The following is a 13,804-nucleotide window of genomic DNA, read 5'->3' as shown; positions in this document are numbered from 1 at the left end:
TCGCGACGGGAAGGGCTCGTGAGGGACCGCGCCGGCGGTCAGGAGCGGTGGGGGCGGCGGTGTGCGTCGTCGAGATGCACGTCCTGCGCATGCCGCGCGAGGGAGCTGCCGTAGCGCTCGGTGAGCTGCACCATCAGGTCGGGGGTGTCCCGGTCGACGCCGAAGACGTGCCCGGGGAAGTCGAGGTCGGGCTGGGCGGCCGCGATGTCGTCCTCACGGTCCGGCGAGAAGAGCTGCACCGGATCACCGACCGCCACCCAGCCGATCGGGACCACCGTGCCTTCGGGCAGGACGGCGCGACGGAGGACGATCGCGTTGACGCGTACCTCGCAGCGCGCCCCCACCAGGGAACCGTTGAACAGACGCGACCCCGAGGCGAGGAACGTCTCCTCACCCACGGTCGCGCCCGCGATGCTCGACAGTGTGCCGATCAGGGTGTGCGCGCCGATGTGCACCGCGTTCGCGGCGGTCGCCCGGATGAGCGCATTCTCCATCACGATCACGTGCTCGCCGAGAGTGATCGCTCCTCCTTCGGCCGTGATCACGGCGCCGTGCAGCACCTGGCAGCCCGGCCCGATCTCCACGTCGCCCGAGACGACGGCGGTGGGGGCGATGACGGCGGTGTCATGGATGCGGGGCCGAGCCCCGAGGTGCTCGTACAACATGCGGCCAGACTAGTACCGTCGCCGGTCGCCGCGCGTTACTCGGCCGCGACCGGCTCGGGGAAGATCGCGGTGAACAGCTGTCCGACCCACTCGAGCAGCTGTGCATCGGGCAGCGGCTCGAGACCGACGCCGACCGCTGCGGGAACCATGGGCATCGGCACGACCAGCGCCTCTCCCCCGGCCACGAGCTTCGCCTTCGGATACAGCCGCTGCAACCGCACCTTGATCGAGTCTTCGAGGCGTGCGGGCGCGATGCGCAGGTTCGACCCCATCACGACCACATCCGTGAGCCCGGCGCGGGCGGCACGGCGCCGCAGACGCGAGACCGCGACCAGGCCCTCCACCTCTTCCGGCGGTGTGCCGTAGCGGTCGACGAGCTCCTCGATCACGAGGTCGATGGCCTCGTCCTTCGCCGTCGCCGCCGAGGCCGCCGAGAGCTTCTGATAGGCCTCGAGTCGCAGACGCTCGCTGTCGATGTAGTACTCGGGGATGCGCGCATCGAGCGGCAATTCCAGTCGCAGCTCCTGTCCGGTCTCGACCTCGTCGCCGCGGAAGGTCGCCACGGCCTCGCCGATCATGCGCAGGTACAGGTCGAATCCGACGCCGGCGATGTGTCCGGCCTGCTCGGCACCGAGGAGGTTGCCCGCCCCCCGCAGTTCGAGGTCTTTCAGCGCGACCTGTATGCCGGAGCCGAGGTCGTTGTTGACCGCGATCGTCTGCAGACGGTCTGCCGCGGTCTCGGAGAGCGGCTTGGTCTCGTCGTAGAGGAAGTACGCGTACGCGCGCTCGCGCCCTCGTCCGACACGACCTCGAAGCTGGTGCAGCTGGCTGAGCCCGTACTTGTCGGCGCGGTCGATGATGATCGTGTTCGCGTTGGCGATGTCGAGGCCGGTCTCGATGATGGTCGTCGAGACGAGGACGTCGAACTTGCGCTCCCAGAAGTCGTCGACGACCTGTTCGAGCTGGTGCTCGCCCATCTGTCCGTGGGCGACGGCGATGCGGGCCTCCGGCACGAGTTCGGCGAGCTCGCTCGCCACGCGCTGGATGGACTGCACGCGGTTGTGCACGAAGAAGATCTGCCCCTCGCGCAGGATCTCACGTCGGATCGCGGCGGCCATCTGCTTGTCGCTGCGGGGACCGACGAACGAGAGGATCGGATGACGGTCCTCGGGCGGAGTCGCCAGCGTCGACATCTCCCGGATGCCCGTGACCGCCATCTCGAGCGTGCGCGGGATGGGGGTGGCACTCATGGCGAGGATGTCGACGTTGGTCTTCATCTTCTTGAGCGAGTCCTTGTGCTCGACCCCGAACCGCTGCTCCTCGTCGATGATCATGAGGCCGAGATCCTTGAACATCACCTGATCGGTGAGGATGCGGTGGGTGCCGATCACCATGTCGACCGAGCCCTCCAACAGCCCCTGGAGGGTGAGCCGGGCTTCCTTGTCGGTCTGGAAGCGCGACAACGGCCGCACCTTGACCGGGAACCCGGCGAAGCGCTCGGTGAAGGTCTCGAGGTGCTGCTTCACGAGAAGCGTGGTGGGCACGAGCATGGCGACCTGCTTGCCGTCCTGGATCGCCTTGAACGCGGCACGGACGGCGACCTCGGTCTTGCCGAAGCCGACATCCCCCGAGAGCAGTCGGTCCATCGGGATCGGCCGCTCCATGTCGGCCTTGATCTCGTCGATGGTCTGCAGCTGGTCCTGCGTCTCGGCGAACGGGAACGCCTCCTCCAGCTCGCGCTGCCACGGCGTGTCCGGACCGAAGGCGTGTCCCTTGGCGCTCATGCGCGCGGAGTAGAGCTTCACGAGCTCGACGGCGATGTCGCGGACCGCCTTGCGCGCCTTGCCCTTGGCCTGCGACCAGTCGCTTCCGCCCATCTTCGAGAGCGTGGGCGCTTCGCCGCCGACGTACTTCGAGAGCAGGTCGAGCTGGTCGGTCGGCACGAAGAGCTTGTCGCCCGGGTAGCCGCGTTTGGACGGTGCGTACTCGAGCACGAGGTAGTCGCGGACCGACTTGGCGGCATTGCGTCCCCCGGTCGACACCTCCCGCTGCGTCATCTCGACGAACCGGCCGATGCCGTGCGTGGCGTGCACGACGAAGTCGCCCTGCTTGAGCTGGAGCGGATCGACGACGTTCTTGCGGCGGGAGGCGAGCTTCTTGACGACGCGCTGGTCGCCGCCGATCGTGCGGCCGTAGAACTCGTTGTCGGTGAGGACCGCGAGCTTCGCCTCCTCGATCTGGAAGCCCGCTTCGACGGAACCGGTGACGAGCGTCGCGACACCGGGCTCCGGCGCCTCGTCGAGCGTCTCGAGCACGCGAGCGGCCAGGCCCCGGTCTGCGAGGACGTCGCGTGCACGATCGACCAGTCCGTGACCGGCGGCGATCACGACCACGCGCCATCCGTCGGTCACCTTCGCCTCGACGAAGGAGATGGCCCCGTCGACGTTGCCGTGGAAGGAGGGGATGACGGCGGCGCCGAGGTTGGTCGCCTCCACCTCGCCCTCGCCGAGGCCGGCGCCGAACGGGCTGAGCCGCCACCACACGCCGCCGCGGTCGCGCACGACCTCCCGGAGCTCGGCGATCGTCAGGAAATCCCCGGCCCCCAGATCGATGGGCGCGGAAGCGCCGGAGGTGGCCGCGCTCCAGGCGGCGTCGAGGAACTCGCGGTTCGTGTCGCCCAGGGTGATGGCACGTGCGCTCGCGCGCTCGGGATCGATGACCGCCGTCGCGCTCCCGGCCGGCAGGTACTCGGCCAACGACTTCAAGGGTCCGGCGACGGCGGGGAGCAGCGACTCCATCCCCTCGACCGGGATCCCCTCGGCCATCTTCTCGAGCATGCCGGAGATCGCGGGGAAACCGCCGATCAGCGCGCGGGCGCGTTCGCGGACGTCGGCTGTGAGCAGCAGTTCACGGGTCGGAGGAAGGTCGACGCTCGGGACATCGCCCGGAAGCGAACGCTGGTCGGCCACCGAGAAGGCCCGGATCTGATCGATCTCGTCGCCGAAGAACTCCACGCGGTAGGGATGCTCGGACGTGGGCGGGAACACGTCGAGGATGCCCCCGCGCACCGCGAACTCTCCGCGCCGCGACACCATGTCGACGCGCGAGTACGCCCGCTCGACGAGCTGCTCCACCACGCGGTCGAGTTCGTGGCCCCGACTGCCGACCAGGAGCTCGAGCGGCGCGATCTCGCCGAGGTTCCCTGCGATCGGCTGCAGCGCGGCGCGGACGGACGCGACCACGATCAACGGGTGGTCGCCCGACCACTCCGCGATCCGACGCAGCGTCTGCAGCCGCTGACCGACGGTGTCGGGGCTCGGGCTGAGGCGCTCGTGCGGCAGCGTCTCCCACGCGGGGAAGGTGAGGATGTCGGCATCGGGCATGTAGGCGTGCATCGCCAGCGCCAGACTCTCCGCCCGGCGACCGGTGGGCACGACCGCGAGAAGAGCGGCCGGATGTCCCGCCGCGGTCCGTCGAGCCAGCAAACCGGCCAGAGTCGGCGCGTCGAGCCCGTCGACCAGGCCGAGGTCGGCGTCGGTGCGCGCCCAGCTGAGGGCGTCACGGTACAGAGACGCCTCTTCCAAGGCGCGCAGAATCCCCGGAACAGTCACCGGACAAGACTAGTCGCGCCCACGGACACTCCCGCCGCCGTCCGACGACGAGCGCTCACCTGCGTAGGCTGTCGGGATGGAATCCGTCGTGCTGACCACCGAACGTCTCGTCCTTCATGCTCCGACGGATGCCGACGTCGATGCCATCACCGACGCGTGCCAGGACCCCGAACTCCCCCGCTGGACCACGGTGCCGAGCCCGTACTCGCGCGAGGATGCGGAGGGCTTCGTGCGCCTGGTGACCGAGCACTGGAACGCGGGAACAGAGGCCGTGTGGGGCGTCTACGCGGACGGCGGGCTCGTGGGCATGATCGGTCTCCACAACAGGACCGACCACTTCACGGGCGCGACGGCCGAACTCGGCTACTGGGTCGAGGCCTCCGCGCGCGGCAAGGGCTACCTCGTCGAAGCGGCCCATGCCGTGATCGACTGGGGGTTCACCGATCTCGGCCTCGCCCGCATCCGGTGGCAGGCCGTGGTGGGGAACGTCCCTTCCGCACGGGCCGCGCGCGCTCTCGGCTTCCGCTACGAAGGTCTGCAGCGCCAGGCGCTGACCAGCCAGCGCGGCCGTGACGACGGGTGGATCGCGGGGCTGTTGCCCGACGACGACCGCACCCCGGTGGACTGGCCGGTGCTCTGAGGGCCGCCCGCCGGGTGACAGTGTCGGCGGCCGGTGACAGGATGAACGCATGCCGGAGATGCCGGAAGTCCAGGGCCTGACCACCTTCCTCGACGAGCGCGCCGTGGGGCGGACGATCACGCGGGCGACCGTGGCCGCCATCGCCGCGCTCAAGACCTACGACCCACCGATCACCGCGCTGCAGGGACGCACGATCACGGCCTGCGCTCGCCTCGGCAAATTCGTGGTTCTCTCGTGCGGCGACGACCTGCACCTCGTGTTCCACCTCGCGAAGGCGGGATGGCTCCGGTGGTACGACGCGCTGCCGACCACGCTCCTCAAGCCGGGCAAGTCCCCCATCGCGCTGCGCATCGCACTCGACGACGGCAGCGGCTTCGATCTCACGGAGGCCGGGACGAAGAAGTCACTCGCCGTCTCCGTGGTCCGCGACCCGCAGGAGGTCCCCGGCATCGCGCGGCTCGGGCCCGACCCACTCGACCCCGCGTTCACCAGAGAGGCGTTCGCGGCATTGCTGGATGAGCGCCGGATGCAGATCAAGGGGCTGCTGCGCGACCAAGCGGTGATCGCAGGCATCGGCAACGCGTACTCCGACGAGATCCTGCACGCCGCTCGCATGTCGCCGTATGCGATCGCCGGAAAGCTGGACGATGCCGAGATCGACCTCTTGTTCGCCGCCCTGCGCGAGACGCTGACGGAAGCGGTCGCCGAAGCCTCCGGCAAGCCGCCGGCCGATCTGAAAGACGCCAAGCGCCGCGGGATGCAGGTGCACGCCCGCCGCGGAGAGGCCTGCCCGGTATGCGGCGACACGGTGCGCAGCGTCTTCTTCGCCGACCGTTCGCTCGAGTACTGCCCCACCTGCCAGACCGGCGGCAAAGTGCTCGCCGACCGGCGGCTCTCGCGGCTGCTCAAGTGACGGCGGTGGCGAGCGGCGGGCGCAAGGTCCCTGTCGTGGAATGACAAGGTCCCTGTCGTGGAATGAAATGCGTGCAGGCGCGTTGAGTACACTCAGAGCAACAACGTGCTCCGGGGTCGGTGAGAATCCGAACCGGCGGTGACAGTCCGCGAGCGTCTCGAGAGATCGGGATGCCGATCCGGTGGAACTCCGGGACCGACGGTGATGCGAGGGAGACTTCGCTAGTCCGGAAGGGAGGCAGCACGAGACGCATCCGTGCGTCCGTTCCGCCATCCCTCCGACCCCCGGAGCCTCAGAGGAGGACGACGGATGGCAGTGAACGCGGCAGAGCGCGACGCGATGGTTCGCGCGCTCCACCTCGCCGCCCGCGGACCACGAGGGGCGAACCCGCAGGTGGGCGCGGTCATCCTCTCCCCCGAAGGCAGGGTGCTCGCCGAGGGGTGGCACCAGGGCGCCGGCACCCCGCACGCCGAGGTCGACGCGCTCTCGAAGCTCGACCCGCTCGAGGCCCGCGGCGCCACGGCCGTCGTCACCCTGGAACCCTGCAACCACACCGGCCGCACGGGTCCGTGCGCCGTCGCGCTGATCGAGGCCGGCATCGCCCGCGTCGTCTACGCACTCGACGACCCGGGCGCCGTCTCCGGTGGCGGGGCCGATCGGCTGCGTGCGTCCGGGGTCGACGTCGAGTCGGGAGAACAGGCCGAGGCCGCGCACGCCGTGATCGACGGGTGGCTCACCGCGCAGCGGCTCGGACGCCCGCACGTCACGGTCAAGTGGGCGCAGAGTCTGGACGGGCGCGCCGCTGCGGACGACGGTTCGAGCATGTGGATCACGGGCCCGGAGGCGCGCGCCGATGTGCACCGACGCCGTGCAGAGGCCGACGCCATCGCGGTCGGCACCGGCACCGTGCTCGCCGACGACCCCTCCCTCACCGCCCGCGACGGCGACGCCCTGCTGCCCCACCAGCCGATCCCGGTGGTCATCGGCGCGCGGGTCACTCCGGACGATGCCGCAGTGCGTCGGCATCCCCACACGCCGCTGTTCTTCGACACCCATGATCTGCACGCGATCCTGGCCGATCTGCATTCCCGTGGTGTGCAGAGCCTGTTCGTCGAAGGGGGCCCGACCCTCGCCAGCGCTTTCCTCGCGGCCGGGTTCGCCGACCGCATCCTCGCGTACGTCGCGCCCGTGTTGCTCGGCGGCCGGCGACTCGCGCTGACCGACATCGGGGTCGGTTCCCTCACCGAGGCCCGGCGCCTCACCATCGACGAGTGGGTGCCCCTCGGGGGCGACCTCCTCGCGATCGCACACCCCGTGGAAGAGACCGACCCGCAGCACGAAGACCCGCAGCACGAAGGAGCCGCCTGATGTTCACCGGAATCATCGAGGAGATGGGCGAGATCACCGCGATCGCCCCGTCCGGAGACGGCTGGCGCCTGACCGTGCGCGCGCCCCGAGCCGCCGCGGATGCCGTGCACGGCGAGTCGATCGCCGTCTCGGGAGTCTGCCTGACCGTGGTCGGCTCGACAGCGGACACCTTCGACGCCGACGTGATGAAGCAGACGCTCGACGTCTCGGCCATCGGGTCGGCGACGGTCGGCACCCGGGTGAACATCGAGAAGGCCATGCCCGTCGGCGCCCGGCTCGGCGGTCACATCGTCCAGGGCCATGTCGACGGCACCGGCGACGTGCTCGAGGTGCGCCCGGGGGTCGAGTGGAGCGTGCTGCGCATCAGCCTCCCCGCCGACCTCGCGCCGCTGGTCGTCGACAAGGGGTCGATCTCGGTCGACGGCACCTCGTTGACCGTGAGCGCCGTCAGCGCCCCCGCCGCCCCCTCCCCGTGGTTCGAGATCTCGCTGATCCCGGAGACCCTGGCCGCGACGACCCTCGGCGTCCGCGCCGTCGGGGACCGCGTGAACCTGGAGACCGACATCCTCGCCCGGCACGTCGAGCGCTTGCTCGCGTTCCGCGCCGCACCGGAAGGAGGCTCACGATGAGCCTTTCCACGATCGCCGAGGCCCTGGACGCACTGCGCGCCGGGCGACCCGTCCTCGTCGCCGACGACGAGAACCGTGAGAACGAAGGCGATGTCATCCTCTCGGCAGAGCTCGCGACCCCGGAGTGGGTGGCGTGGACCGTGCGCTGGTCGTCCGGATTCATCTGCGCCCCGATGCCCGCCGACCTCGCCGATCACCTGAACCTGCCGCCGATGGTCGCCGCCAGCGAAGACGCCCGCTCCACCGCGTACACCGTGAGCGTCGACGCCGCCCAGGGCGTCACGACCGGCATCAGCGCGCATGATCGCGCACACACCCTGAACGTGCTGTCGGATCCGGAGTCGACGTCGACCAGCATCATCCGCCCCGGACACGTCCTGCCGCTCCGCGCCGTGGACGGCGGCGTGCGCGAGCGCAGCGGGCACACCGAGGCCGCTGTCGAGCTGATGAAGCTGGCCGGGCTCCGCCCCGTCGGAGCGATCGCCGAGGTCGTCGCGGAGGACGGCAGCATGATGCGCCTTCCGGGCCTGATCGAACTCGGCGCCCGCGACGGGGTGCCGGTCATCACGATCGAACAGCTCATCGACCACCTCAACGAGATCGACCCCGACGGCGCGACGCCGAGCGCGCACCGCGGTCGTCGCGTGAGCCTGCGCGCCGACGCCACGGTGCCGACGACCCACGGCAGCTTCCGATTCCTGGCGTACAAGGACCGCATCACCGGCACCGACCACATCGCCGTCGTCTCCGGTGAGCCCGGCGAGACGGCGCTCGTGCGGGTGCACTCCGAGTGCCTGACGGGTGAGGCGTTCGGGTCGCTGAAGTGCGAGTGCGGTCCGCAGCTCGACTCCGCCCTCGACGCGATCGAGAAGGAGAGCGGCGTCGTCATCTACATGCGCGGGCACGAGGGGCGCGGGATCGGGCTCATCAACAAGCTGCGCGCGTACAGCCTGCAGGAAGAGGGGCTCGACACGGTCGACGCCAACCTCGCGCTGGGTCTGCCCGCCGACGCCCGTGACTACGCGGCAGCGGCCGGGATCCTCGCCGACCTGGGTGTGTCGAAGGTGCGCCTCCTGACGAACAACACCGACAAGGTCGCACAGCTGCGCGAACTCGGCCTCGACGTCGTCGAGCAGGTACCGCTGATCGTCGGCGTCGGACCCAACAACCACCAGTACCTGGAGACCAAGCGTGACCGGATGGGTCACATCATCGGCGAAGCAGAGCTCGCAGAAGCTCTCGCCACGGGAGAGGACGAGAAATGAGCGGCGCAGGAGCACCCGAGACCGGCAACATCGACGGGCGGGGACTGAATGTCGTGATCGTGGCCGGCACCTGGCACGAGACGATCTCGAACGGCCTGATCGCCGGAGCCGAGCGTGTGCTGTCGGCAGCGCAGGCCACGCACCGACTGGTACGCGTGCCCGGATCCTTCGAGCTCGCGATCGCTGCGCAGGCGGCCTTCGCCGGTGGTGCGGATGCGGTCGTCGCGCTGGGCGTCATCATCCGCGGCGGGACCCCTCACTTCGAGTACGTGTCGGCGGCGACCACCGACGGCCTCACCCGGGTCGCGCTCGATGCCGGCAAGCCGGTCGGGTTCGGTGTGCTGACCCTCGACGACGAGCAGCAGGGACTCGACCGCGCGGGCCTCGACGGCTCGAAGGAGGACAAGGGGGCCGAAGCTGCGGACGCTGCGCTGCGCACCGCCCTCGTGACCCGGGAGCTGCGCGGCTGAGGCGGGCGCGTGCACCTGTCAGGAGAATGACCGGGCGAAGGAGCGCGACCGACGTTTCCGCCCGGCATACGTGCAGTCTCCCGACAGGTGAACACAGGCGCACGTCGATAGCCCGTGCCTGAGGTCAGCCTGCCCTTGCTAGCGCAGAAGGGCGCCGCACTCGTACGGTGAGTGCATGGAGACCCTCCGCCACATCGTGCTGTTCGTCCACCTCATCGGATTCGCCGTGCTCTTCGGCGCCTGGGCGGCGCAGGCATTCGGGGGCAAGCGCCAGATCACGAAGATCATGGACTACGGCCTCGCCATCGCCGGTGTCGCGGGCCTCGCTCTCGCCGCGCCGTGGGGTATCGAGTACGAGCTCAACTACGTCAAGATCGGCGTCAAGCTGGTCGTGCTGCTGATCATCGGTGCCCTGCTCGGCATCGGCTCCGCCCGTCAGAAGCGCGGCGCCGCCGTGCCGCCCGCCGTGTTCTGGCTGATCGGCATCCTGGCGCTCCTGAACGCGGGTCTCGCCGTCATCTGGCGCTGACCGGCTCCTCCTCGTCGGCGAACAGTCGTCGTACGCGCGGCAGCAGCTTCTCGTACCTCCGCCGCACGTCGCCGTACGCGGTCGCCGCCTCGGCATCGACCCCCACCTCCGTCCCCACCGCGACCATCGAGGTCACGGCGGCTTCCCATGTCGGGTGCATCCCCGTGCCGACCGCAGCGCAGATCGCAGCCCCGATCCCCGCCGCGTCCTGCACGAGAGGTACGCGAACGGGCACCCCGTACACCGCAGCGAGGATGCGCAGCATGAGCATTGATCCGCTTCCACCGCCCGTGACCAGCAGACGCCGTCGCCGCCGGCCCAGCGCCCGTCCTGCACGCGAATCCGCTGCCTCGGTCTCGATCGCGAGAGCCTCGAGGATCGCCCGATATATGTGGAACCGTCCCTGAGTGCCGTCGAAACCGACCAGCGCGCCCCGCCGCCAGGGCTCCTCGGCAGGTGCGAGCCAGTCGAGCGCGGCGACGAGCCCCCCGGCGCCGACAGGCACACTCTCGGCACCGCGATTCAGCTCGTCTTCAGTCGTCGCGGCACCGGCGTCCGACAGGAGATCACGGAACCAGCTGACGGTCCACATTCCCCGACGCACACCGCCGCTCTCGTAGAGGTAACGCCCCGGCTCCGACGCGAAATTCGTCCAGACATCGGGATGCGGCGGTAGCGGGCGATCCCCCGGGATCATGGTGGCGACATAAGTGCCGAGCGAGAGCAGCACGTCGCCCTCGTCGCGCAGACCGGCGCCGAGGGCCTCCACGGCCTTGTCGTTCGCGGTCGCGATGACCGGGATCCCCGCCGGGAGTCCGATGATCTCCGCAGCGGACTCCGTCAGAGTCCCCAGGACCTCACCCGGCGCGGCCAACTCGAACAGCATCGACGGCGCCATGCCCGTGCGGGCGTAGTCCTCGGCATCTTCGCTCCACTGCCAGCGCGCCGTGTCGATCGGCCAGACTCCCTGCACGTTACCGGCGGCGTCCCGCCGCTCTCCGGTGAGACGGTGCGCGAGGTAGCCCGAGGACGTCGTGACATAGACCGCATCGTCGACCTCGCGCTCGTAGGCGCGCGGGAGCCGCTCATCCATCCAGCTCATGATCGGCTGAGCGAGGGAGCCGTCAGCGCGCAGCACGGCCCGGCAGAACCGGATCGTGCACAGCCCGATGCCGTGGATCTCGGTAGTGTCTCCCCCGAACTCCGCCATCGCCCCGCGGACGGCAGCGACGATCGAGTCCCAGAGGTCGTCGTCCGGATGCTCCCAGCGGCCCGGCGCCGGCGACGCATACGGCCGCAGCCCGACGCGGGCACTCGCGTGCACGACGCCCAGACCGTCCACGATCAACACCTTGGTACTCTGGGAGCCGTTGTCGATCGCAATGACATAGCCCGTCGCTGGCGTGCTCACGTCCGCGGCCCCGTGTCACCATCGTCCAGCGGGTAGATGGTCCCCCGGTTCATGATCCCATGCGGATCCAGGCCGTCCTTCAGTGTCCGCAGCAACGAATAGGCGCTGCCGTGCTCCTCATGGGTCCACGGCGTCCGATACTTGCCGATACCGTGGTGATGCACCATGGACCCGCCCAGACGCAGGGCCTCTTCGACCACGATCGCGTTGAGCGGCTGATGGTACTCCGTGATCTCCTCGCGCGGCTCGCACGCGATGTCGTAGTCGTACACGAAGTAGAGATTCGTACCCGTCTGGTAACTGTGCGACGAGTGCGCGCCGAGCATCGTGAGATCCGCCGCGCGCGGGAACTCCGTGCGTGCGCGCCGCATCACGGAATCGAAGAGCTGCTCCACGCCCGACCAGTCGATCGACACCTCGGTCGTGTAGCCGAGGTGCGCCTTCTCGAGCATCTCGCGCTTCTCGGCGTCGATCTTGTCCTGTCCCCAGTTGAGGTTCTCGAACCACGCCTCGACCAGCGCGGGGTCGACCGGCTCATGCGGGATGTCAGCGAAGATCTCCTCGACACCTGCCGCAGTCGCGTCCGCGATGCCCCGTGGCCCCTCCGCCACCACCACCACGACAGCCCGGCCGTCCGCGAAGTGCGAGAAGTGCTGCGCGGCATCCTCTTCGGAGTATGCCCGCGCCACCGACGGACGGTAGCCGGCGACGATGATCTGCCGCAGACCGGCGACACCCGCCGGGAGCGAATCGACGAGATATCCGAGGAAACGATTGTTCTCCGGCTGGTACCGGAAGACCTTCACCGTAACCTCGGTGATCATGCAGAGGGCGCCCTCGTTGCCGATCACGATGTGGCGGATGTCGGGCCCGGCAGCCCGGCGCGGCACATTCTTGACCCGCACGACCTCGCCGCCGGGAAGCACCGCCTCGAGCCCCACCACCATGTCCTCGATCCCGCCGTACAGCGTGGAGAACTGGCCGATCGACCGCGTGGCGACCAGCCCGCCCATCTGCGCGAGCGGCTTGGACTGCGGCGAGTGCCCGGTGGTGAGACCCTGTGCCCGCAGCGTGTCCTCGAGCACCTGCAGCGGTACGCCACATTGCGCGGTGACCATCATGTCGACGGGATCGATCTCGAGAATGGCGTCCATCCGCGAGCCGTCGAGGACGATCGAATCCTCCACGATCGTCTCCAGGCCGCCCTCTGTCGCGGTGCGTCCCGTCCGCGGGACGATGTTGATGAGGTTCTCCTGCGCGAACGCAAGGATCGCCGCCACGTCCGCGGTCGAGCGCGCGTAGGCGATCGCCGTGGGAATCGGCCCGTCGAAGATCCCGTGCGCCGACGTGTACTTCTTGAATCGGTCGACGCTCGCCTCGCGTAGCGCCTGAGCGTCGGTCTCGACCTGGTCCGAGCCGAGGATATCCTGCAGCCGGGTGACGATCTCCTCACGAGAGAGCGCCGATCGTGAAGCAACCATGGAATGTGTCCTGTTCGTTGTGGGGGTCGGGTGCCGCGGTCAGCGGACCAGGTAGCCGCCGTCGACGGACAGCACGTGCCCGTTGACGAAGTCGGAAGCGCGGCTGGCGAGGAAGACGGTCGCGCCCATCAGGTCGGCGACGTCCCCCCACCTCCCCGCGGGTGTGTGATCGACGATGCGCTGGTTTGCCGCGGGGTCGGAGCGGGACTCCTCGGTGATCGGTGTGTTGAAGTAGCCGGGAGCGATCGCATTGACCTGGATGCCGTGGCTTCCGAGCTCGTCGGCGTAGGCCTTGGTCAGACCGGCGATGCCGTGCTTGGTCGCCGCGTAGGCCGGAGAGCCCAGACCGCCGAGGAAGGCGAAAAGCGAGGCGATGTTGATGATCTTGCCCGAGCCCTGCGGGATCATGAGCTTCGCCGTCTCGTGCGACATCTCGAAAGCGGCCGTGAGGTTGACGGCGACCATCGGATCCCACAGTTCGCGTCCGAACTCGGTGACGTCGGCGATACGGCTGATTCCGGCGGAGTTGACCAGGATATCGACACCGCCGAGCGCGTCGACGCAGGCATCGAGAACTCGTGCCGGCGCGCCCTCCTCGGTGATGTCGACGCGCTGCTCACGATAGCCGGCAGCGGTCCGCGCGAGGAGCGCAGCGGTCTCGCCGCCGTCGTCGAACAGCGTCGGGACGAAGACGTCGGCTCCCGCCTCGGCGAGCGCGAGCGTGAACGCCTGGCCGAGGCCGGTGTTGCCTCCCGTGACGATCGCACGCTTGCCCCGCAGGGAGAAGTGATCGAGGGAGAAATCAGTGATGTGCACAGGGGC

12 protein-coding genes are annotated in these 13,804 nt (G+C 69.4%); 7 read left to right on the top strand and 5 right to left on the bottom strand.

Features of this window, described 5'->3' with window-relative positions:
• Positions 1 to 38 precede the first annotated feature (38 nt).
• Both E0W80_RS14330 and mfd read right to left on the bottom strand, forming a co-directional pair.
• A complete protein-coding gene (locus E0W80_RS14330; RefSeq protein ID WP_047523184.1) occupies positions 39 to 665 on the bottom strand; it encodes a transferase in 627 nt (208 codons plus the stop codon).
• Between the two features lie 35 nt (positions 666 to 700).
• Positions 701 to 4,276 carry a transcription-repair coupling factor gene (gene mfd, locus E0W80_RS14325; protein ID WP_131493459.1) on the bottom strand — a complete coding sequence of 1,192 codons (3,576 nt, stop codon included), beginning with the start codon at positions 4,274 to 4,276 and terminating at the stop codon, positions 701 to 703.
• Between the two features lie 76 nt (positions 4,277 to 4,352).
• Between mfd and E0W80_RS14320 the strand changes: the two genes are divergently transcribed.
• From E0W80_RS14320 to E0W80_RS14290, 7 genes are all read left to right on the top strand, one after another.
• Positions 4,353 to 4,916 carry a GNAT family N-acetyltransferase gene (locus E0W80_RS14320; RefSeq protein ID WP_131493457.1) on the top strand — a complete coding sequence of 188 codons (564 nt, stop codon included), beginning with the start codon at positions 4,353 to 4,355 and terminating at the stop codon, positions 4,914 to 4,916.
• A 49-nt stretch (positions 4,917 to 4,965) separates the two neighbouring features.
• The gene (locus tag E0W80_RS14315; protein ID WP_131493455.1) at positions 4,966 to 5,829 is read left to right on the top strand and encodes a DNA-formamidopyrimidine glycosylase family protein; all 864 of its coding nucleotides are present in this window, start codon (positions 4,966 to 4,968) and stop codon (positions 5,827 to 5,829) included.
• Between the two features lie 309 nt (positions 5,830 to 6,138).
• The gene (gene ribD / locus E0W80_RS14310) at positions 6,139 to 7,197 is read left to right on the top strand and encodes a bifunctional diaminohydroxyphosphoribosylaminopyrimidine deaminase/5-amino-6-(5-phosphoribosylamino)uracil reductase RibD (protein ID WP_131493454.1); all 1,059 of its coding nucleotides are present in this window, start codon (positions 6,139 to 6,141) and stop codon (positions 7,195 to 7,197) included.
• Complete coding sequence (locus E0W80_RS14305) at positions 7,197 to 7,826, top strand: riboflavin synthase (RefSeq protein WP_131493452.1); 630 nt, start codon at positions 7,197 to 7,199, stop codon at positions 7,824 to 7,826. Before ribD ends, E0W80_RS14305 begins: the two co-directional genes overlap by 1 nt.
• The gene (gene ribA, locus E0W80_RS14300; protein WP_131493450.1) at positions 7,823 to 9,091 is read left to right on the top strand and encodes a GTP cyclohydrolase II; all 1,269 of its coding nucleotides are present in this window, start codon (positions 7,823 to 7,825) and stop codon (positions 9,089 to 9,091) included. Before E0W80_RS14305 ends, ribA begins: the two co-directional genes overlap by 4 nt.
• Positions 9,088 to 9,561: a 6,7-dimethyl-8-ribityllumazine synthase gene (gene ribH, locus E0W80_RS14295; protein WP_047523177.1), complete on the top strand. Its 474-nt coding sequence runs from the start codon at positions 9,088 to 9,090 to the stop codon at positions 9,559 to 9,561. The genes ribA and ribH overlap by 4 nt, the downstream gene beginning before the upstream one ends.
• Positions 9,562 to 9,736: 175 nt before the next feature.
• Complete coding sequence (locus tag E0W80_RS14290) at positions 9,737 to 10,090, top strand: hypothetical protein (protein ID WP_047523176.1); 354 nt, start codon at positions 9,737 to 9,739, stop codon at positions 10,088 to 10,090.
• On the opposite strand, the gene E0W80_RS14285 is transcribed toward E0W80_RS14290, so the two are convergent.
• The 3 genes from E0W80_RS14285 to E0W80_RS14275 are packed head-to-tail and all read right to left on the bottom strand — an operon-like array spanning position 10,077 to position 13,798.
• Positions 10,077 to 11,501, bottom strand: a complete 1,425-nt coding sequence (locus E0W80_RS14285) for an FGGY family carbohydrate kinase (protein WP_131493448.1) — start codon at positions 11,499 to 11,501, stop codon at positions 10,077 to 10,079. The genes E0W80_RS14290 and E0W80_RS14285 overlap by 14 nt on opposite strands.
• A complete protein-coding gene (locus E0W80_RS14280; protein ID WP_131493446.1) occupies positions 11,498 to 12,982 on the bottom strand; it encodes an FAD-binding oxidoreductase in 1,485 nt (494 codons plus the stop codon). The genes E0W80_RS14285 and E0W80_RS14280 overlap by 4 nt, the downstream gene beginning before the upstream one ends.
• 39 nt (positions 12,983 to 13,021) lie before the next feature.
• Positions 13,022 to 13,798, bottom strand: a complete 777-nt coding sequence (locus E0W80_RS14275) for an SDR family oxidoreductase (protein ID WP_131493444.1) — start codon at positions 13,796 to 13,798, stop codon at positions 13,022 to 13,024.
• Positions 13,799 to 13,804 lie beyond the last annotated feature (6 nt).

The sequence above is a fragment of the Microbacterium sp. PI-1 genome, assembly GCF_004337555.1.
Classification (GTDB): Bacteria; Actinomycetota; Actinomycetes; order Actinomycetales; family Microbacteriaceae; genus Microbacterium; species Microbacterium aurugineum.
Note: the sequence above shows the minus strand (reverse complement) of the source record. Positions and strands in the feature narration are given on the sequence as shown.